Origin of the sequence: Caloramator proteoclasticus DSM 10124, assembly GCF_900129265.1 — a bacterium.
GTDB classification, from domain to species: domain Bacteria; phylum Bacillota; class Clostridia; order Clostridiales; family Caloramatoraceae; genus Thermobrachium; species Thermobrachium proteoclasticum.
The window spans coordinates 51,146-71,245 of record NZ_FQVG01000001.1 but is presented as its reverse complement, the minus strand read 5'-3'; the positions used below and the strand labels follow the sequence as shown (position 1 = coordinate 71,245).

General features: G+C 31.5%; 23 protein-coding genes and 1 riboswitch. All 23 genes read right to left on the bottom strand.

Annotated features, from left to right (window positions below; translation table 11 throughout):
• A complete protein-coding gene (locus tag BUB63_RS00335) occupies nucleotides 1-945 on the bottom strand; it encodes a cobalt-precorrin 5A hydrolase (RefSeq protein ID WP_073247581.1) in 945 nt (314 codons plus the stop codon).
• A complete protein-coding gene (cobM, locus tag BUB63_RS00330; RefSeq protein ID WP_027307926.1) occupies nucleotides 942-1,694 on the bottom strand; it encodes a precorrin-4 C(11)-methyltransferase in 753 nt (250 codons plus the stop codon). The genes BUB63_RS00335 and cobM overlap by 4 nt, the downstream gene beginning before the upstream one ends.
• A 4-nt stretch (nucleotides 1,695-1,698) precedes the next feature.
• On the bottom strand, nucleotides 1,699-2,343 hold the full coding sequence (locus tag BUB63_RS00325; protein WP_073247580.1) for a precorrin-2 C(20)-methyltransferase: 645 nt from the start codon (nucleotides 2,341-2,343) through the stop codon (nucleotides 1,699-1,701).
• The gene (gene cbiT, locus BUB63_RS00320) at nucleotides 2,340-2,870 is read right to left on the bottom strand and encodes a precorrin-6Y C5,15-methyltransferase (decarboxylating) subunit CbiT (protein WP_073247579.1); all 531 of its coding nucleotides are present in this window, start codon (nucleotides 2,868-2,870) and stop codon (nucleotides 2,340-2,342) included. Before cbiT ends, BUB63_RS00325 begins: the two co-directional genes overlap by 4 nt.
• Complete coding sequence (gene cbiE, locus BUB63_RS00315) at nucleotides 2,860-3,414, bottom strand: precorrin-6y C5,15-methyltransferase (decarboxylating) subunit CbiE (protein ID WP_242947327.1); 555 nt, start codon at nucleotides 3,412-3,414, stop codon at nucleotides 2,860-2,862. Before cbiE ends, cbiT begins: the two co-directional genes overlap by 11 nt.
• Nucleotides 3,395-4,459 (bottom strand): cobalt-precorrin-5B (C(1))-methyltransferase CbiD, encoded by a 1,065-nt coding sequence (gene cbiD, locus BUB63_RS00310; RefSeq protein ID WP_073247577.1) that lies wholly within the window; start codon nucleotides 4,457-4,459, stop codon nucleotides 3,395-3,397. Before cbiD ends, cbiE begins: the two co-directional genes overlap by 20 nt.
• Nucleotide 4,460: 1 nt before the next feature.
• Nucleotides 4,461-5,072, bottom strand: a complete 612-nt coding sequence (locus BUB63_RS00305; RefSeq protein WP_027307931.1) for a precorrin-8X methylmutase — start codon at nucleotides 5,070-5,072, stop codon at nucleotides 4,461-4,463.
• Nucleotides 5,063-5,428 (bottom strand): sirohydrochlorin chelatase, encoded by a 366-nt coding sequence (locus BUB63_RS00300; protein WP_027307932.1) that lies wholly within the window; start codon nucleotides 5,426-5,428, stop codon nucleotides 5,063-5,065. The genes BUB63_RS00305 and BUB63_RS00300 overlap by 10 nt, the downstream gene beginning before the upstream one ends.
• Entirely contained in the window at nucleotides 5,425-6,738 is a 1,314-nt protein-coding gene (locus BUB63_RS00295; RefSeq protein ID WP_073247576.1) for a cobyrinic acid a,c-diamide synthase CobB, read from the bottom strand. Before BUB63_RS00295 ends, BUB63_RS00300 begins: the two co-directional genes overlap by 4 nt.
• Nucleotides 6,707-7,549: a GHMP family kinase ATP-binding protein gene (locus tag BUB63_RS00290; RefSeq protein ID WP_073247575.1), complete on the bottom strand. Its 843-nt coding sequence runs from the start codon at nucleotides 7,547-7,549 to the stop codon at nucleotides 6,707-6,709. The genes BUB63_RS00295 and BUB63_RS00290 overlap by 32 nt, the downstream gene beginning before the upstream one ends.
• Entirely contained in the window at nucleotides 7,542-8,555 is a 1,014-nt protein-coding gene (locus tag BUB63_RS00285; RefSeq protein WP_073247574.1) for a pyridoxal phosphate-dependent aminotransferase, read from the bottom strand. The genes BUB63_RS00290 and BUB63_RS00285 overlap by 8 nt, the downstream gene beginning before the upstream one ends.
• The gene (cbiB, locus tag BUB63_RS00280; protein WP_027307936.1) at nucleotides 8,552-9,478 is read right to left on the bottom strand and encodes an adenosylcobinamide-phosphate synthase CbiB; all 927 of its coding nucleotides are present in this window, start codon (nucleotides 9,476-9,478) and stop codon (nucleotides 8,552-8,554) included. The genes BUB63_RS00285 and cbiB overlap by 4 nt, the downstream gene beginning before the upstream one ends.
• Complete coding sequence (locus tag BUB63_RS00275; protein ID WP_073247573.1) at nucleotides 9,475-10,899, bottom strand: cobyric acid synthase; 1,425 nt, start codon at nucleotides 10,897-10,899, stop codon at nucleotides 9,475-9,477. The genes cbiB and BUB63_RS00275 overlap by 4 nt, the downstream gene beginning before the upstream one ends.
• Before the next feature lie 17 nt (nucleotides 10,900-10,916).
• Nucleotides 10,917-11,606 carry an energy-coupling factor transporter transmembrane component T family protein gene (locus BUB63_RS00270; RefSeq protein ID WP_027307938.1) on the bottom strand — a complete coding sequence of 230 codons (690 nt, stop codon included), beginning with the start codon at nucleotides 11,604-11,606 and terminating at the stop codon, nucleotides 10,917-10,919.
• Entirely contained in the window at nucleotides 11,572-11,865 is a 294-nt protein-coding gene (locus tag BUB63_RS00265; RefSeq protein ID WP_027307939.1) for an energy-coupling factor ABC transporter substrate-binding protein, read from the bottom strand. The genes BUB63_RS00270 and BUB63_RS00265 overlap by 35 nt, the downstream gene beginning before the upstream one ends.
• Entirely contained in the window at nucleotides 11,865-12,566 is a 702-nt protein-coding gene (locus BUB63_RS00260; RefSeq protein WP_027307940.1) for an energy-coupling factor ABC transporter permease, read from the bottom strand. Before BUB63_RS00260 ends, BUB63_RS00265 begins: the two co-directional genes overlap by 1 nt.
• On the bottom strand, nucleotides 12,567-13,139 hold the full coding sequence (locus BUB63_RS00255; RefSeq protein ID WP_051350572.1) for a histidine phosphatase family protein: 573 nt from the start codon (nucleotides 13,137-13,139) through the stop codon (nucleotides 12,567-12,569).
• Nucleotides 13,140-13,148: 9 nt separating this feature from the next.
• A complete protein-coding gene (gene cobS / locus BUB63_RS00250) occupies nucleotides 13,149-13,883 on the bottom strand; it encodes an adenosylcobinamide-GDP ribazoletransferase (RefSeq protein ID WP_073247571.1) in 735 nt (244 codons plus the stop codon).
• Nucleotides 13,880-14,416, bottom strand: coding sequence for a bifunctional adenosylcobinamide kinase/adenosylcobinamide-phosphate guanylyltransferase (gene cobU / locus BUB63_RS00245; protein WP_073247570.1), 537 nt, complete (start codon nucleotides 14,414-14,416; stop codon nucleotides 13,880-13,882). Before cobU ends, cobS begins: the two co-directional genes overlap by 4 nt.
• Nucleotides 14,413-15,495: a nicotinate-nucleotide--dimethylbenzimidazole phosphoribosyltransferase gene (cobT, locus tag BUB63_RS00240; RefSeq protein ID WP_073247569.1), complete on the bottom strand. Its 1,083-nt coding sequence runs from the start codon at nucleotides 15,493-15,495 to the stop codon at nucleotides 14,413-14,415. Before cobT ends, cobU begins: the two co-directional genes overlap by 4 nt.
• Before the next feature lie 161 nt (nucleotides 15,496-15,656).
• Nucleotides 15,657-15,826, bottom strand: a riboswitch (cobalamin riboswitch).
• A gap of 97 nt (nucleotides 15,827-15,923) precedes the next feature.
• Nucleotides 15,924-17,729, bottom strand: a complete 1,806-nt coding sequence (locus tag BUB63_RS00235; protein ID WP_073247568.1) for an LTA synthase family protein — start codon at nucleotides 17,727-17,729, stop codon at nucleotides 15,924-15,926.
• On the bottom strand, nucleotides 17,704-18,981 hold the full coding sequence (locus BUB63_RS00230; RefSeq protein WP_143290218.1) for a glycosyltransferase family 2 protein: 1,278 nt from the start codon (nucleotides 18,979-18,981) through the stop codon (nucleotides 17,704-17,706). Before BUB63_RS00230 ends, BUB63_RS00235 begins: the two co-directional genes overlap by 26 nt.
• Nucleotides 18,982-19,716 (bottom strand): WecB/TagA/CpsF family glycosyltransferase, encoded by a 735-nt coding sequence (locus BUB63_RS00225; RefSeq protein WP_051350574.1) that lies wholly within the window; start codon nucleotides 19,714-19,716, stop codon nucleotides 18,982-18,984. It abuts the gene before it with no gap.
• Nucleotides 19,717-20,100 lie beyond the last annotated feature (384 nt).

Sequence of the window (20,100 nt, the reverse complement as noted above, 5' to 3'; positions counted from 1 at the left end):
TTATTCCTCCAAACAAATAGAAATTGTAACTCCATCCTTCTTAAATTTTTTAACTATAAGTCTACCCCCAAGAAGTTTTGCACAGGGTTCTGAAACAGCCATAACCCCTACGCTTTTAAACACAAATTCATCTCTATCGCAATCAACCATATCTATTTCCTCCTTTTTAAAGAAAATAAGAGGTACATTTAGCCTTTCCTTAAGCCTCCAAAGTGCCTCCTCATCCCTTTTAAGTTCATAGCTTGCAACTGCCTTTATTGAATTTATACTTAAATTATTTAAAAAGAAGGCAGTCAATAGGCTGTTATATAGGGTATTGAAATCCACACCTCTTCTTAATCCTATTCCAACGTTTAAAACTTTAGGTCTTAAAATCAAATGCGGTCTATCTTCTTCAACCCGCTTATAAGTTATGTAAAGAGCTATATTGGAATTTTTACTCTTATATCTATAATCATAATCAACATCTATATCCTTAATTAAATCAATTTCCTTTTTTTCAATCATTGCAGTGGAAATAAGCTTTAGATTATCTATATTTTCAATTATCATATTGTTTTTCTTAGCAAACAAATCAACTGCATATATGTTATGTATATCTGTTGAGGTTGTAATAACAGGTGTTGCACTCAAAAAATGTGAAATCTCCCTACAAAGTTCATTGGCACCACCAATATGTCCTGAGATAAGGCTTATTACAAAATTTGCAGCATCATCAATAACAAGCACTGCTGGGTCTTGATACTTGGATTTTAAAAATTTAGATACTATTCTTACTGCTATTCCTGCTGAGGATATAAATATGATAGCCCTTGAATTATTGAATATATTTTCTAAATTTCCTTTATAGGTGTTTTTGTTAAATATACAGGCATCTTTAAAATGCTGATTTAATTTATAAGCAATTTCCTCCCCATAGCTTGTAAAATATATAATACTAATCATAGAGCATCCCTAAATTCGTGACTAAAATTTTTATCATATAACCTACTATATGTACCATTATCATTTAAGAAATATCCTACTAAAATTTGAGCAGTCCTTCGTATATTTTTATCCTTAACCTTATCTGCAATATCCTTTAATGTTCCTACAATAACCTCTTCATCCTGCCACGTTGCTTTATAAACAACAGCACAGGGTACATTTTCATCCTGATAGCCTCTTTTTAATTTTTCAACAACTCTATCTATTTCGTGTACAGACAAAAATATTGCCATTGAAGATTTATGGGCTGCTAAAACTTCTAAGTCCTCCTCTTCTGGAACAGGAGTTCTTCCTGATATACGTGTTAAAATAACCGTTTGCGTAACCTCTGGAACTGTAAATTCCCTCTTAACCCTTGCACAGCTTGCAGTAAAGGAAGAGACTCCCGGAACTACTTCATAAGGTATATTTAATTTATCAAGCTCCCTCATCTGCTCAAGTATTGCACCATATAATGTAGGGTCTCCTGTATGAAGCCTAACTACTCTTTTCCCTTGTCTGTATGCATTACCTATAATCTGTGTTATTTCATCTAAATTCATAGATGAACTGTCGTAAACCTCAACCCCCTCCTTACAAAAGTTTAGATGTTCTGTTGAGACTAAAGAACCTGCATATATAACAACATCCGCCTCCTTTAAAAGTCTTCTTCCCTTAACCGTAATTAAATCCACATCTCCTGGGCCTGCTCCTATAAAATACACCATAAAATCAGCTCCTTTTTGCTATAATCATTGAAAGATAATCATTATCCTTAAGTATATCATCTCTATCAGTTAAAACCATCTCATCCTTCTGAGTACATCTTTTAATATAAAAATATTTAAATCCCTCTTCTTCTAATAAATTTAATATTTTTTCCTTGTCTAATGTTTTTAATACAACTACGGCATCTAACCCCTTCAAGTTTATTTCATCAATAGAATCACAAACAATCATTTTATCTCCCTTTCTAAGAAGCGGTTCTCCTATCAATGCTGCAGCTGCAATAAAGGATGGAATTCCTGGAATTGTCGAAACATCACCACCAAGATTTTTTATTTCATCTGCTATATAAATAAAGGTACTATAAATACTTGGATCTCCGAGGGTTAAAAATACGGATGTTTTGCCCTCAGATGTACGAAAAATCCTTTCTGCATAGGTTTTATACAAATCCCTACCGCATCCCATAGGTATATCTAAGAATATAATGTTATACTTATCCTCCAATAAAGGCCTTGCTATATCATAGGCTATTGATTTCCCTCTACTCTCGGGTATAAATATATATGCTGCTTCTTCAATTGCATTTATTGCCTTTAAAGTAAAAAGTTCAATATCTCCTGGGCCTACTCCCACTCCAATTAACTTCAATTTTTCACCGCCTTTACAATAAAAATAGGGTTATTGGCTCTATATAAAACTCCATCGTATTTTGATATGTTTAGTAATCTTATTTCAACTTCATAATCCTTTAGTTTTTCTACCATTTGTATATATTTATTGGTTACAAAGTTTGCTACTATAATTCCACCCTTTTTAAGTTTTTTATCTATAAGTTCTAAAATAAAATTAATATTACCATCTGTACCGCCTATAAAACATTTATCAAAGTCTAAATTTAAAATTACATCCTCTGCCCTTTTATTTATTACCTGAATATCAACATTAAACTTTTCAATGTTCCTTTTAAACACCTCTATTGCATCCTTATCCTTTTCAACTGCTATAACCTTTACACCTAATTTACTTGCCTGTACTGAAATACTACCTGTACCAGCTCCAATATCTAAAAGAACATCTCCCTCCTTAATGTCAAGAAGTGCTAAGGATATAATTCTTGTTTCAAACTTTGTCATAGGAACCTTTGAACGTATAAAATCCTCATCCTTAATCCACATAACAAATCACCACACTTAAATCACTTAATTCTTCAAAACAGTCTCCTATGTTGCCCTCTAATATCCTTTCATTAGAATAGGATAGATTATACCCAACAAACATACGTCCTCTTTTATTCATATCAGATAGCCTTTTTGATATGAAATTTGGTGTATTTGTCCTATCAGTAAATATTGCATAAATACCTGAACCTATATCTTTAAAGTCTCTACCGTGAAGACTTATAATATTAGCATTTGACCAGCTTCTTTTTATTTTAGAAAACATATACTGAATAGAAGAAATCGAAGAAACAACCTCCTCTATCTCTATATTATTTTTTATAAGAAAATCTAAAACACCATAAAGGCAAGGGTCTCCCGATGCCACAAAACAGGCATCTTTATGCTTTATTAATTCTTCTAATTCATTTATAATTATTGGATTACAAATCTCTTCTATATCCTTTGCAACTCTCTTAAAGGCCAAAACCTTATTTGAATTTTTAATTTTTTCAATTGCCTCAAGACTTGCGTATTTTAAATTACCAGGTCCTATCCCCACAACTATCAAATACATCACCTCTAAATGTATACATTATTATTCTTATCTCCATATCATTTCTAACAAGCTGCTTTATCTTATTTATAGCTCCCTTAAGCATATCCAAAATAACAAAGTTATACCCATTATCCACTAAAAAGCACACAGCCTCCTCTGCTGTTGCCATTTTATCCACCCTATCTATCACTTCATAAGATATGTGATTTTTCGCAAGAAAATAAACAAAGGACTCCATCCTTAAATCTGATATATGACTGTGGGTATTAAAGGCCCCTATGCTCACTTTGCATAGTTTACCAAAATGACCTACCAATGTTACTTTTTTAAAATTTAATACTTTTGCATATTGCAATGCATCTCCTACAAAATTTGATATTATAACCGTATCATCTAAGCCTCTTTTTATTGCAAATTCCTCTCCGTGATTTCCAAAACACATAACAACTTCATCAGTCTTTTTTCTTTTAAGCTCCAATTCCATAAAAATAGTTTTTAAAAGTGCCTCATTAGACATAGGTCTTACTATGCCTGTAGTTCCCAGAATAGATATGCCTCCTTCTATTTTTAACCGACCATTAAAGGTCTTCTTGGCAACCTCCTCCCCCTCTGGAGCATATACAATAACATCAGCCCCCCTTAAATGTCCTCTAACCTCCTTCTCTATCATCTCCTTTGGAACTCTATTTATTGCTGCCTCTCCCCTTTTGCCATAGGGTGTGTCCTCTATAAACCTTCCAATCCCTACACCACCATCAATTAAAACCTTAAAATCCTTCCTCTTCCTAACCTTTACATATATTTTTATTCCATCTGTTACATCTAAATCATCTCCAGCATCCTTTAAAGCATAGCAGGTTGCCCATCCATCCTTTAAGGTATGTCCATATAAATTTATCTTCAGCTTAATTCCCACTTTAGTTTCAATCTCAACCTCATTTAATACAATTCCCTTCAATAGATATATACATCCTAAAGTTGCAGCCTGTGCACAGCTACCCGTTGTATATCCACATCTTAGCTTTTTACCATCAATAACCTCAAACATACTATCCCACCATATATAAAATTGAATTTACTATTGAAGCCGCTACATTGCTTCCACCTTTTGTTCCTACAGTTGTAATTTGAGGAACATCTAATTTTCTAAGTTCCTCCTTTGATTCCTTTGCCCCAACAAATCCAACTGGTACACCAATAACAAGCTTTGGAGATACGTTTCCATTCTTTATATGCTCAATTAGCCTAAAAAGAGCTGTTGGAGCATTTCCTATAACATATACATCAAATCCTAAATCAACTGCCTTATCAATTGAAGCCATAGAACGCGTAATATCCTTCTCCTTTGCCCTTCTAAAAACCTCCTCATCATCTATAAAACAATCAATACTACAGGATAGTTCCTTCAACCTTCTTTTGTTTATACCTGAATACGCCATTTTAGTATCTGTAAATATATTTACTCCTCTTTTAAATACCTCAATTCCACAATCAACAGGCTTATTTTTAAATACAACTATATTTTCATAATCAAAATCACCTGTTGTATGTATCATTCTCATAACTACATTTAGTTCCCCTTCATTAAATGTACCCTTTATATGAGAACGTATAATTTCAAAACTCCTTCTTTCTATTTCATATGGATTTTTTATATACAAATTCCTGCCCCCTTTAATCTGTCAATTAGAATATCTATAATTAGTTCGTGATACTCGATAGGTCTTTTAAATTCGATTTCAACATCGTATTTCTCCTTCATCTCCCTTAAAATCTCAGGAATATCCTCCTTTATATGTATTCCTTCAAATAGAAAATAGGGCAAAACATCTACATATCTTACTCCATCCTCCCTAATACTTACAAAGGCATCCTCTATACTCGGAGTTGCATTCTCCATAAAGGCTATATAAACCTTACTTTTCACTCTTTCTTGAAGCCCATTTGAAACCTTTATAAAAACATCCTTTGCCTCCTTTGCTCTACTACCGTGTCCAATAAGTAAAATTGCCTTCATACTCCTCTTCTCCCTTCTATCTTATCTAACATTTTATTAAAGGCCTCTATATTTCCCATAAAGCTTATGTGTGGATACATTGCACATACATTTTTATATCTATATCCACATCTCCAATTTGCATCACCCATTGTTTTTTCTACCTCAACATACCTTTTATCATCAATTTCTACTACTGACCTATGGAACTCGTGTCCTGTAAATGTGTCGTTACAATCTCCAATTAAAAATTCATCCTGTAACTTTAAATCTACATATCCAAAATTTTGAAGTTTGTTTGTCATTTTAGCCCTACCATCAAAAACACCCACCATCTCTTCACCATCTATCTCCTTAGTCAAATACATAAGCCCCCCACATTCTGCATAAATATACCCTCCATCCTCTGCATATCTTTTAATCGAAGCCTTCATACTTGTGTTGAAGGATAGCTCGTGTTTAAAGATTTCTGGATAACCGCCACCTATATATAAAAAATCACACTTTGGTATAGAATAGTCCCTTAAGGGTGATACATAGCAAACATTACACGTCTTTTCTAAAAGCATAATATTTTCTCTATAATAAAAGGAAAAGGCTACATCCTTTAATATACATACATCAACATCTCTTTTATTAAGCTCTAATCTTCTATAATAATTTAAATCTTTAAATAGGGCCATCAAATATTCCATATCAATATTTTCTTTAATTTTATCCGACATCTTATCTATTATTAGAGAAGAATTATACACCTCTTGGCTCTGCACAAGCCCAAGGTGCCTTGATTTAATTGAAAAATCTTCATCCTCCTCAATAAAACCTAAAACCCTTATCCCAACATATTCCTCAATTTTAGGCTTTATAAGCTCATAAATCCTTCTATTTGTTCTGTTCAAAACTATTCCCTTTATCCTTCCACAGGAAAAATCCACAGCCCCCTTTATCTTTGGAATCATTGAAAACATTTCTCCCTTTGGAGAATATATAAGTAATGTATCTATATCTAAGGTATTACTTATGTCAAAACTTGAGTTTTCAAATGTATTATATATACCATCAAAATATCCCATAGCTCCCTCAATAACAAGGTAATTCCTATCCTCAATAAAAAGGCACTCCTTTGCACCTAACTTTCCCTGAAGATGAAAGTCAATGTTTTGTGCCATACATCCTGCCGCTTGTGATAAATACTGCGTATCAATATAATCAGGACCTGACTTTGCCGGAAGAACATCAAGCCCCATTTTGCTTAAAAGTTTTATTAATCCTACCGTAAAAAGTGTTTTCCCACTGCCGCTACTTAATGCTGATATCATTATTGACTTCATAGATTTCATCCTTTCTCAATGTCTCAAGGGGGTAAAAATTCATTTTATAATCAATTCTCTCCATATAAAAATCCCTTTTTTCCTTATCATCAAATATAATAGAAATCATATTACCACTATGGGCACCAACTATTCCTAAACCCTCAACTTTTTTACAAATATCTAATATATCATTTAAATACAAATAGGGAAGTCTTTTTTGATTTCTCAGGATACTCTGGGTAGAAACATAAGCAAGCTTTTCAGCCGATTTATTTTTAATAGCCTCATTTAATAACTCAACAAGGTCATCTACTTCCTGAAGTGGAACTTTGGCACTTTTATTAAAACTTAATGTATCTACACCCTCTATCCCTTCAAAGCATATACAATAGAATTTGAAATAATCTCCAAGTGCTCTTATATATTTTCCTTCTTTATAATCAAATAATGTTGCTTTATCAAATATGATGCTGTCAGTTGGTTCTATTTTAATTGCTGTCTTAACAAACTCTTCTATATTAAATATTCTTTTATACCTTTTTAATAATGCTATATATGCAGCAAGTATGTCAGCTGTACTACTGGCAAATCCCTTCATCTTTGGAATATTGGACTCTACTAAAGCAAAATATTTTTCCTCTATTTCCCATTTCTTTAAAATCTCCTTAATAAAGGAGTTGGTTTTTACATACTCATATGTATTTCTTACATCCTCCGTTAAATAAACTTTTGTAAATAGATTTACTGGAAAAGAACAAAGAACATCTATTCCTTTATACCTTCCCTGCAAAATTTCCCCTAAGCTGCCATAGGCAACAGCACTAATCATATAAAGCCTCCCTAAACGCCTGTAAAAATTTTTTATTATTTTCTCTATCCTTTATAGCAATTCTTATATATCTATTATCTAATCCCTCAAAGGATGAGCATTTTCTAATAAGTATCCCTTTTTGTAGCATTCTTTTAAATATAGTCTCTTCATTATGTTTCAAAAGCCTTATCAATATAAAATTTGCCTGTGTTTTATATACAACTATCCCTTCAATCTTTTCTAATTCTAAAATCATATATCTTCTTTCTTCTTCAATAAACTCTTTAGATAATCTTATATATTCCTTATCCCTTAAAAATTTTAATGCAAAGGCATTTGCAAAAACATTTACATTCCAAGGTAAAAGTAACTCCTCTATCCTTTGCTTTATTTCACTTGATACATAGGCATATCCTAATCTAATGCCTGGCAGTGAAAAAAACTTAGTTGCTGCCCTAATTACAGCAACACCCTGTTTGTCCTTAAAAAGTTGGATACTATCGTAATCACAGGAAAACTCATAAAAGGCCTCATCTAAAAGAAGATAGGCATCCCTTTCTCTACAAATTTTATATATCTTTTTTAATACCTCCTCTTCTATCCTATAACCTGTTGGATTGTTGGGATTTCCAAGTATTAGAAGGTCATCCTTTTCTAAATCGTAAATCCTATTTAAATCAATGTTAAAGTTATCATCCAACTTAAATCTAACCACATTACATCCTCTTATCCTTGCCCTATCTACATATTCACTAAAACAAGGAATAAACACAACCACCCTTTTAAATGCAGAAACAAAGGCATCTATAATTTCAACCGCACCATTTCCTACAACAACATTGTCTCTATTACACCCTAAGTATTCTGAAACAGCATCCTTTAATTCCCTATATTCAATATCTGGATAAATATAGGCATCCTTAATAGACTTTAAGTCTGCATTATATCTTATTGGGTTTATATTACTTGAATAGTCTATTACTTTATCTTTACCAAATTCATATACACATCCACCGTGCCTCATTTTAAACACCACCAAACTACTATATAAAAAGCTAAATATAAAATTTCTGTAAGATACATAATTTTTATAGTTCTATTTATATCTTCTGCCTCAAGAGGTCGTAACTTATCGCCTATGGTTGGTTTTTCAACAAGCTCACCAAAATAATAATTACTGCCACCAAGCTGTACTCCAAGTATTCCTGCAGTTGCAGCCTCTGGATACCCACAATTTGGGCTTTTATGGTTTCTCCTATCCCTAAGCATAATTCTTAAGGACCTTTTTATTTGAAATGGATGAGTTAAAATCATTAATATTCCAGTTAACCTTGCAGGTATGAAGTTGGCAACATCATCTGTTTTTGCTGGAAAAAATCCTATCTTTCTATATTTTTCATTTTTATATCCAAGCATCGAATCCATAGTATTTATCATCTTATAACATAGAGCTAAAGGTGCACCAAATATGCTTGCATAAAAAAGAGGTGCAATTATTCCATCTGATGTATTTTCTGAAACTGTTTCTACGGTAGCTCGTACTATTTCCTCTCTGCTTAAATTTTGTGTATCACGTCCAACAATATAAGATAACCTTGTTCTTGCTAAATCTAACGACTCTTCCAAAGCCCTATAAACTTTTTTTGCCTCATCAGAAAGACACCTTGCTGCAACTGTAGTATAAAGCAAATATATATTTACAATATGATATATTGCCCTATAAGGACTTAGAATTTTAAGAATATAAAATGGAATTGAAAATGATAGAGTAATATTTATAAATACAATCAAAAAACCTGCAAAATAAAGCATATTATCTCTAAAAATCCTTCTTAAAATCTTCTCCTCAAGGGATATTATTTTACCCATTAGCTTAACAGGATGTGGAAAATTTTCAGGGTCTCCTAATGTAAAATCAATAAAAACTGCCAAAATTAAATCAATCATAGTAGCTTATAAATATAATCTATATCAATGTTATCCCTAAAAATCTTTTCCAACCTGTCAAGCTCTCGATTTCTTATATCTGTTAAATCCTCCGACCTTCTTTCCTCTAATCCCTTTTTTCTTCTTATTTTGTTTAATATATAACTTCTAAATTCTCCAGAATCAAATATTCCGTGAACATAAGTTCCGTAGAACCTATCTTCCCTGCAATCTCCATCCATTCTATCCTTTAAAAACACAAAGGGATTTTTATTATCTATGGTAATTCCCATATGTATTTCATACCCATAAATTTTATTTAAAAAGGCAGTGCCTTCTACTCTCTCAAGCCTTTTTTCCTCTAAAAATAAAGTCTTTGTATCAAATATACCTATTCCCTCTTCATATGTACCCTCTTTAACCTCAACGCCATATTTATCAAATATTTCTTTTCCCATCATTTGATATCCACCACATATACCAAATACAATCCCCTCAAAATTTCTTATTGCACTATCAAAGCCCTTCTCCTTTAACCATCTTAAATCAGATATAGTATTTTTACTTCCTGGAAGGATAACCAAATCCGCGTCAGCCATCTCCTCTGGTCTTGAAATAAACTTTAGAGATACATCCTCCTCAAATTTAAAGCAATCAAAGTCAGTAAAATTAGATATCTTAGGCAGTTTTATAACTGCTACATTTATTCCATTTTTTATAAAGTTCTTAAATCCCGATGCACTGTCCTCATCATCAAGATTGAATTCAAAATATGGAACTACTCCAATAACCTTTACTGGAATAAGTTCCTCTAACATCCTTATACCAGGCTCAAGCAGTGATTTATCTCCTCTAAATTTATTTATTATAACTCCCTTTATTCTTTTTCTTTCCTCCTCCTCAAGGAGCATATAGGTACCATAAATTTGAGCAAATACTCCTCCTCTATCTATATCGGCAACTAAAATCACATTACTATCTGCCATCTCTGCCATTCCCATATTAACAAAATCATCCTTCTTAAGATTAATCTCTGCAGGACTTCCAGCACCCTCTATAACAACCACATCATATTTTTTTTCAATTTCTTTATATATTTCATATATCCTGTTTTTTAATTTAGGCTTAAAGGTAAAATACTCCTTTGCCCCCATATTTGAAATCGGTTTTCCCATAAATATAACTTGACTTTTATGGTCTGTTGTAGGTTTTAACAAAATTGGATTCATATATACCTCAGGCTCAATATTTGCAGCATATGCCTGCAGTGCCTGTGCTCTTCCCATCTCATATCCTTCAATTGTTACAAATGAATTTAGAGACATATTTTGAGATTTGAAGGGACAAACACTATATCCATCCTTAAAAAATATCCTGCAGAGGGCTGCTGCCGTTAAACTTTTTCCACAGGATGATGATGTACCTTGTACCATTATCTTCATATAATCACTCCTAAATTTTAAAAGGATAAAAATGTTAATATAGATAGATATAAAACTATAAAGGCTAATCTCTTAGGACTAAAACTAAATTTTCGAAGACTTGAACTTCTACCCACATAACATCTTGTATTTAGTGCATCCTTTACTTCTCTGTATCTCTTTAAAGTATTTATAAAAAGGACAGCAGAGAGCCTTCCTGTATCCTCTATCTTTGCCTTTATTCCCAAAAATCCACATCTTGACCTCATTGATTTATTTATAATCATAAGTTCATCCTCAAGTACAAATAGGAATCTAAACATCATCTCCATAATCTCTGCTGTATCCCTTAAAAAGGAAACACCTTTAATAGTACCTATGATATCATCCATAGGGGTTGTAAAGATAAGAAGGGTTAACATCAATGAACAAAAAAGCGTCCTAAAAAGAATTATTATCAAAATACCTATTCCAAGTTCAAAAGAATAAACAACAGCTGATAAAAAGGAAAATCCTACTATACCAAATACATACTTTAAAACTAACCTCTTTGGTGTTTTAAAATATATATGTAAAAAAATTATTACAATTGAATTTATAAAAATTAATTTAACATTTTCACAGTTGCTTACTATTACAATCGAAACTATACAAAACAGCATTTTCTCCACAGGATGTATATATCTTGCACTGCTATTTCTTGAATACATATCCACACTCTTTAACATTCTTCTTCCTTCCTACATAGTAGCCTATAAAATATGCACCTAATCCCGCCTGAAGTGCAAATAAAAGACTTTCTATCTCTCCTGATGGTGGTTCCCATACTGAATTAAACCAAGGCTTATAGTTTTCATCTATTTCAACAATCCTCTCCTCAATTAGGTCATCTGCACCTCCAAATTCACCTCCCCTTGAGCCTACAAATAGGGATATAACAACTAAAAATGCACAAAGGGAAAGTAAAAACACATTTTTTCTATTCATCATTTCACCTCCAAAATCTTCAATTCTTCTGATGCGTTTTTTGTTATATATTCATATATAACAACCGTTAATATTCCCTCCATAACTGCAAGGGGAATTTGCGTAACTGCAAATATTGAGATAAATTTAATAAAGGAACTTAAAAATCCTGCTTTATTAAAGGCAAGTGCAAGTTGCACAGACGTTATGATATAAGTTGTAAAATCACCTAAAAAGGCTGCTAAAAATACAGCTAAATTTCTATTTTTATTCTTTAAAAGTTTATATGTAAAAAACGCTATAAATGGTCCTACTACTCCCATTGAAAAGGTATTTGCACCAAGTGTTGTAATTCCACCGTGGGCCAACAGCAGTGCTTGAAAAATAAGAACTATCATAGATAAAAACGCTGTTACAAAAGGCCCAAATAAAATTGCCGCAAGTCCTGTTCCTGTAGGATGTGAACAAGAACCAGTAACGGATGGAAGCTTTAGTGCAGACAAAAGAAAAATAAAAGCTCCAGATAGTGCAATTAGCATCTTAATCTCCTTTTCCTTTGCCCCTTTAATTTCAATCGCTCCCTTTATTACAAATGGAAACATTAAAACATAATAAAGGGCTGCCCAAAAAGGTGGCAGTAATCCTTCTCCTATATGCATTGCATATACAATTTTGGGTAAAAGAAATAAAATTAAAAATAGAAACAGTTTTTTGTTTTTCATTTAGACCCCTCCATTTAATTTTTTTATGTACCAATAACAACCATCATAGGTTGTTATTATTGACATATTACAGTTTTCTATTTCAAATTTGTAAAAATAATCATAACTTTCAAATACTAAGGAGAGCATACAACGTATTACTCCTCCTGATGTTACAATTAATATATTTCCTTCTTCTTTTTTTATATCATCTAAAAAATCTTCAACTCTTTTAAAAAGCTCCATAAGGCTCTCACCCTGTGGAATCTTATAATTTTTATAGTCTCTACACCAGGCACTATACTCCTCTTTAAACTCCCTTTGAATTTGCATATAGTCCTTCTTTTCAAATATTCCAAAATTAAGTTCCAACAGCCTTTCATCGACTTCAAAATCTCCAAAATAGGCAGCCGTCTGCCTGCATCTTTTAAGGGGACTTGATATTATTCTTTTAAACTCTACATTACTTTTTTTACTCATATATCTAGCCTGATTGTGCCCAATCTCGGATAACTCTTCATCTGTTACCCCTATATATCTTTTATGCTCGTTTGACTCAACACTTCCGTGCCTTAAAAGATACAAATTCAGCATAGCGTCACCTCAAAACTTTAAAAGCATTATAAAAAAACCTATTACCTCACATATTTCTATGCAGGCACCATAGACATCTCCTGTAAGTCCTCCAATTGTTTTATAGGACTTTAACATTAAAAGTATTGCAAAGGCTAAATCAATAAAAAATATATAAAATGCTACATATCCTAAATACCAAAATGCAATAGGCATAAAGCTTGAAAATGCCAATATATAATAAAGTTCTGACCTGTTTTGAGTAATTTGAGCACCTAAACCATCTTTTTTGGCACTTTTTCCAAAGGTAAACATAAAGGCAGCAGTTAGTCTTGCAAAGGCAAGGGAAAACATAAGAGTAAGTAGCATTGATTTATAGGATATTTTAGATAGGAGTAAAAACTTTGTTAAAATATCAAATACAATTGCAACAACTCCAAAGGCTCCTATCCTTGAATCCTTCATTATTTCAAGTATTCTTTCTCTGTTTCTTGAGGAAAAAAAACCATCACAGGTATCGGATAATCCATCAAGATGAAAGCCTCCTGTTATAGCAATTAAACATAAAACTGAAAAGAGTGCTGCTATTTGATTATCTATTGGGTGTAATAAATAATAGGGTATGTATCCTAAAGAGCCTATTAATACACCTACATATGGGTAGAAAAATGTACCCCTTGATAAAGTCTTTTTGTCTATCTCTACTGAAACAGGTATTGGTAGCCTTGTTAAAAATTGAAGTGTTAATATTAAAGATTTAATCATTTTATTTTTACAGGAATACCACAGACTACTAAGAAAACTTCATCACAAAGGCTACCAAGCCTAACATTTACCCTTCCCTGTATATCTCTAAAGGCTCTTGCTATTTTATTTTCTGGTACAATAGAGTATCCTACCTCATTTGTAACTAAAACTAAGTTTCCTCCTATATTTCTAACCGCTTGAATTAAATTTTTTAACTCCTCCAAAACCTTCTCCTCAACCAATAGCTTTGTCTCCTCATCTATATCATCTAACTGATATGTCATCTCAAACATAATATTTGAAACTAAATTTGTTACACAGTCTAAAAGGTAGTTTTTTTCTTCTCCAATTGCCTCCTTTAAACATTTATACCCCTCAAAGGTTCTCCATTCTTTTGGTCTTCTTAATCTATGGAGCCTTACCCTCTCCTTCATCTCCTCATCCTCAGCAAGTGATGTTGCTATATAGACAACATCATCATTACCACTTAAGATTTCTTCTGCGTAACTACTCTTTCCAGATCTCACCCCACCTGTTACAAGCGTTATCATATTGCCTTCTCCTCTCTTATATCTATAAGAAAATTATTCACTATGTTAGCATCCTCAAAACTGCCCATATCCCTCATCATTTTTTGGGAAGCTTCTATTATAAAAAAGGCAAATGGACAGCCTGAACCCTCACCTAATCTCATATTTAGATTCAGCATAGGCTCAAGTCCTATTTCCTTCATCATATATATTGCACCTGGTTCTGCAGATAGATGGGATGGAAATATATAATCCTTTATCTTAGGATTTAATCTTACTGCACAAAGGGCTGCTGCAGATGATATAAAACCATCTATTACAATTGGAACTCTATTTTTGGCAGCTCCTATAAAACATCCACATAATCCTGCTATATCAAGTCCTCCAACCTTTGCTAAAACATCTATCGGGTCATTTTGATTTGGCTTATTTACATCAAGTGCCCTCTTTACAACTTCAATCTTGTGTCTATACTGTTCCTCCGTTAAACCTGCTCCCTTACCTACAACAACATCTGGTTCAAGATTAGATAATGCACACAAAACTGCTGCAGATGTTGTTGTATTTGCAATTCCCATCTCTCCTGTTCCTAAAAGGTTATATCCCTTTTTAACAAGCTCATCTACAATAGCTATACCAACTTCAATTGCCTCAACTGCCTCCCTATACTCCATTGCAGGCCCCTTTGCTATGTTTTTTGTTCCCCTCATTATCTTTTTATTTATTATCTTAGTGTTATTAAATTCAGCATCTACGCCTATATCCACCACTGTTAAATCTGCCTGTACCATATCTGCAAAGACACATACACCAGTAATTCCCCTTGTAAAGTTTTCTGTTACTATTCTTGTTATATCCTTAGGACAAGCACTTACACCCTCCTCCACAACCCCATTATCTGCACACATAATAACAATGTTTTTCTTTAATCGACTATTTACTAAATTTCCTGTTATTCCAGCCATCCTTGCCGCTATCTTTTCTAAAGTTCCAAGACTTCCTATAGGTTTTGTTAGATTATCAATTCTCTGCCACGCTTCCTCTATTTTTTCTTCATATAATGGTTGTATTTGTTTTAAACTATCCCTTAAAAATTCCATATTAATCCCCCAATCTAAGTAAAATAAAAAAGCCTCCAAGGAAATGGAAGCTTTTATTTTTATTTCAAGTAAGTTTCATAAAATGTTTGAACTTACCAAATAAAAAAGCCTGCAAAAAGGGCAGGCTGTTATTCAAAACTTTGCCATTCCCTTCCCTCCGAAGGATTAGCACATCAAAGGCAGGTCTCCTGGCTCACGGGTCATCCTCCTCCTACCTTCCCAGTTTCCCAGTGGTTAGGATTCGTCTCCGTCTACAGTAGCGGGGGCTGCAGTGGATTTTCACCACTTTCCCTATTAAGCTAAAATAAGCACCCTTGACGCTCTTATTCACTTTTCAAATTTATTTTACACTATATATATATTATATTTCAACAATTTTTAGAAATTTTATTTTTAGATTTAATCAAAAACTTTATACAATACATATTCTATCTATTGATATATTTAACAATTATATTGTTATTCTTTAGTATTTTATTTATTTTATCTTCAATTCTTTTATCAATTCTCCTTAACTCATTTAAATCATAATCTTTATACTTATTAGTAAACATTAAATATACCCTATTTTTTTCTTTAAATATTCCCTGTGGTAGATATACATAATCCTTTTTCCTAAATACAGATTTACTAATTTCTGTAGTTGGTTTGTTTATTCCAAAAAGATGTAGAACTGTTGCATATATGTCTGCCTGTCCATATATGCCTTCTGTCTTACCTGTAACAGCTTTATCTGGCAACATTACAAATCCCCAAACCTTGAATTGATTATACCAATCATAGTCATCCTCAATTTTAATATTTAAAAACTTTGACAGCTCATCCCTAAAATTATATGGTATTCCGTGGTGATCTCCATATATTATTATAACTGTGTCTTTTAATATACCTTCTTTTTCTAAACTATCAATGAACATTCCTATTTGCCTATCCAAATAATGAATTGACTTTAAATAATCTCCCATCAATGTACCTTCTAATTCTCCAACATTTAATTCATTTTCAAACTTTTTATCTCTAAATGGATAATGGGTAGACATTGTTATAACCATATTATAAAAGGGTTTTGGCATTAACTTAATATACTCTATGCTTTGCTTTAAAAAACTTTCATCTGATAAACCTAATAAGATTTTTTCGTCTATTTTATAATCATTTTTGTTATAAAATCTATCTATTCCAATATTTCTATAAACAATACCTCTATTCCAAAATGACTCATCATTGGGATGCATAACAAAGGTTTTATATCCTAAATCTTTAAATAATCTGGGTAGAGAATTATTAAATTTATTATTTGTATAATATACAGGTATATCCGGTATGGATAATAAACCGTTATTTACAACAAACTCAGCATCTGATGTACCACCAATAGATGTCTGAATATACAAGTTAGGAACTTCATAATATTCTTTTGCTAATTTATTTAAATTTGGTGTTATCTCTATACCATTTATCTTTTTCCCTATTACAAAACCTTGAAAGGACTCTAATTGTAATAACAATAAATTTTTACCATAATATTTACCATATAGCCAATCTTTTTCGTTATAATATTTCAAAGAGTCATTTGCTTCCTTTATCTCGTTTGTACTATATATGGAGGATATATTTTTTATATATCTCTTTAAGTCTAAATAATGATACATTAAAATATTAGTTGATGAGGCTATCATATGCTTATTATAAAATTGATTAAACACTGTACTATTTTTCATTTTAGCATATGCAACTGTGGAAGTTACTGATATAACTCCAGCTAACGCTAAAACTGATAATTTCGTTAATATATCCATATATTTTAAATTTAATATATCCTTTTTTATCTTATTAAACACAAATCTTATAATAATTACATATAATATATCCACTACAAAAACTAACATAAAATTAATAGAAAAATTTCTATTTATTGATTCTGATACATCATCTATATATTTTATACTTCTTAAATTAAATATTGATACTAAGTCTTTAAAATAGGTATAATTCAGTATATTTACTATCAATATAAATGATATTAATAGATTAAATACTATACTATATTTAATAAAATTTTGTGTTCCAAATAAACTCAATATAAATAATAAAATAAAAGCTACTCCCAATAATGAGATAAAATTAATTAAGTTGTTATTTATATTCACAATATTATTAAATACTAATATCTTAAATATTAAAACAATGACAAATGTTAGATATAAACTAAATACTCTGATAACTTTGTTCAATATCTACACCTCCATCCCTTCCTTCTCTATTTTGTATTTCTTCTATTGTTAGACTTCTTGTATGAATCGTATGAACCCATTGTTTCTCTTTTCTCTTTATCCATCCCATAACTGTAACCGGGAACCAAGTTAAACCATAAAAATAACAAGGAATTAAACCTAAAATATATTTTAATGCTACTCCTTCTTTTATTAATATTAGTATTGGAATTATATAATTAATCCCTAAACTTATTCCTAATAACCAAAGAGGTAATATTATTTTACTGAACCATATCTCTGGAAATAAAATCTTTAGAAATAACATTACCAAAACAAATAAATTGGCTATTACCTTTGATGGCTGTAATAGGTAAAATGCAGCATCTAACGCAACTATATCTCTATCCTTAATAGCCTTTCTAAATAGGGCTGTTGTATATCTGTATGCACAATCCCAGTGTCCTTGCATCCATCTAATTCTTTGTCTTATGGATGCCTTTAACGTTAAAGGTTTTTCATCATAGATTTTGGCTTCGTGTTCCCAATGCACAGTTATCCCCTTTAACACACATTTCATAGAAAACTCCAAATCTTCTGTCAAGCTTAATGCATTCCATCCTAATTCCTTTAATGTATTGTAGTCTACACAGAAGCCTGTACCACCTAATGCTGCACATAATCCCAAATTCTCCCTTGCAAGCTGGAAAGCTCTACTTGTTATCCAGTAAGCTAATGCACTTGATACTGTAATCCAGGAATCATCTGGATTTTTTGTATCTAAATAACCTTGTATTACTTTATTCCCCTCTAATAATCTATTGTTCATTTTTAGCAAAAATTTCTTTGAAACAAGATTATCTGCATCAAATATACATATTGCATCATATTTCTTCTTTAAATTAAATAAATACTCCTCAAAAAATTCCTTAAGTGCATATCCTTTACCCCTCAGCTCATCATTAAATCTCTCATAGACAATTGCCTCTGCTTGTCTTGCTATGCTTGCTGTATTGTCTGTACAATTATCAGCTATTACATATATGTCATATAATTCCCTTGGATAATTAAGCTTTTTTAAATTGTCCACTATACTTCCTACAACTGAACTCTCATTATGTGCTGCCACAACTAATGCAAAGGATTTTATAGGTTTAAAATCCTTTCTTTTATTTAGCCTAAATCCCCACAAGGATATTAAACTATAATAATAAATAAATCCTAAATAATAAATCTGTAGTAAAAAAAATATTGACATAAATACAAATTGCAACTACATCTCCTCCTCCTGTGTAGCATAATTTAAATTAAGCTGTTTAAGTTTTAAACTTAACTCCAAAATATAAAAATTAAATAATAAAATCGAAAATATCTTTTTAAACCTTTTTGGCTCATTTAATGCTCTCCAAAACCACTCCAATTTTAATCTTATGAAGACTTTAGGTGCCCTCCTTTTATAACCTGAAAGAACATCAAAGGCACCACCAACAGGAACAATTAATCTTACATTTAATTTGTTAAAGGCTCTATATATAAATTCTTCCTGCAAAGGTGAACCCAATGCTACAAACAATATCTCTGCTCCGCTGTTGTTTATTTCCTCTATTACTTTTCCCTCATCATAACCAAATCCACATTTATTTCCTACTACATTAACACCCTGTCTTTTTAACTTTTCAGTTAATCTATTATTTACTTCTTGTTTTGCCCCAAATAAATATATAGGCCTATCTCCTTTATTGTTTACTATATATTGCATAACCTCTATTCCTGCAATCTTATTTACTTCTACTCCATTAATTTTTTTGGCAAAATATACAGCACTAATTCCATCAGGTATTAAATAATACTTCTCCACTAAAGGTAGATTATTAAATATAATATTGTTTAGAATCTCTCCATTTGCAGAATATAGGCAAATCTTATCTAATGTAAATAAATAATCTATAATATCCTTAAAATTTCCATAAATAAATTTAAAACCTAAAATAGGTGTAATATTAAACATAGTGACACCTCCAAAAGTACCTATATATCACCATTATTTTGATAATCAAAATAATGTGGTTTTTTATAATTTATTGGATGCTAATTAAAAAGAGTTTAATTGTATGTAGACTATGAGGAATTTATATGTACAAAGAAAAAGCAATTATGAGATGTTATTAAATTTATGTTATTTTATTGATATGTGCTTAGATAAATTTTAATATACTATTAGGACTTATTTACTATAATAATAAACTAAAATGTATCTAATTTGTAGCGGGATTTAGAGGAAATATAGGAAATGCAAATAATATTATAGTTAGTAATTCCATAAAGAACTCTTTAGTAGTAAACAGTCTCCTCCATTAAGCACATTATCCACAGAACTACTAATAATTAAATT

Coding starts and splice junctions, on each gene's coding strand:
- BUB63_RS00335 (WP_073247581.1), bottom strand. CDS start 945: ATGATTAGTATTATATATTTTACAAGCTATGGGGAGGAAATTGCTTAT.
- cobM (WP_027307926.1), bottom strand. CDS start 1,694: ATGGTGTATTTTATAGGAGCAGGCCCAGGAGATGTGGATTTAATTACG.
- cbiT (WP_073247579.1), bottom strand. CDS start 2,870: ATGTGGATTAAGGATGAGGATTTTATACGTTCAAAGGTTCCTATGACA.
- cbiD (WP_073247577.1), bottom strand. CDS start 4,459: ATGTTTGAGGTTATTGATGGTAAAAAGCTAAGATGTGGATATACAACG.
- BUB63_RS00300 (WP_027307932.1), bottom strand. CDS start 5,428: ATGAAGGCAATTTTACTTATTGGACACGGTAGTAGAGCAAAGGAGGCA.
- BUB63_RS00295 (WP_073247576.1), bottom strand. CDS start 6,738: ATGAAGTCAATAATGATATCAGCATTAAGTAGCGGCAGTGGGAAAACA.
- BUB63_RS00290 (WP_073247575.1), bottom strand. CDS start 7,549: ATGATTAGTGCTGTTGCCTATGGCAGCTTAGGGGAAATTTTGCAGGGA.
- BUB63_RS00285 (WP_073247574.1), bottom strand. CDS start 8,555: ATGAGGCACGGTGGATGTGTATATGAATTTGGTAAAGATAAAGTAATA.
- cbiB (WP_027307936.1), bottom strand. CDS start 9,478: ATGATTGATTTAATTTTGGCAGTTTTTATTGATTTTACATTAGGAGAC.
- BUB63_RS00275 (WP_073247573.1), bottom strand. CDS start 10,899: ATGAAGATAATGGTACAAGGTACATCATCATCCTGTGGAAAAAGTTTA.
- BUB63_RS00270 (WP_027307938.1), bottom strand. CDS start 11,606: ATGTTAAAGAGTGTGGATATGTATTCAAGAAATAGCAGTGCAAGATAT.
- BUB63_RS00265 (WP_027307939.1), bottom strand. CDS start 11,865: ATGAATAGAAAAAATGTGTTTTTACTTTCCCTTTGTGCATTTTTAGTT.
- BUB63_RS00260 (WP_027307940.1), bottom strand. CDS start 12,566: ATGAAAAACAAAAAACTGTTTCTATTTTTAATTTTATTTCTTTTACCC.
- BUB63_RS00255 (WP_051350572.1), bottom strand. CDS start 13,139: ATGCTGAATTTGTATCTTTTAAGGCACGGAAGTGTTGAGTCAAACGAG.
- cobS (WP_073247571.1), bottom strand. CDS start 13,883: ATGATTAAATCTTTAATATTAACACTTCAATTTTTAACAAGGCTACCA.
- cobU (WP_073247570.1), bottom strand. CDS start 14,416: ATGATAACGCTTGTAACAGGTGGGGTGAGATCTGGAAAGAGTAGTTAC.
- cobT (WP_073247569.1), bottom strand. CDS start 15,495: ATGGAATTTTTAAGGGATAGTTTAAAACAAATACAACCATTATATGAA.
- BUB63_RS00225 (WP_051350574.1), bottom strand. CDS start 19,716: ATGTTTAATATTACACCTATTTTAGGTTTTAAATTTATTTATGGAAAT.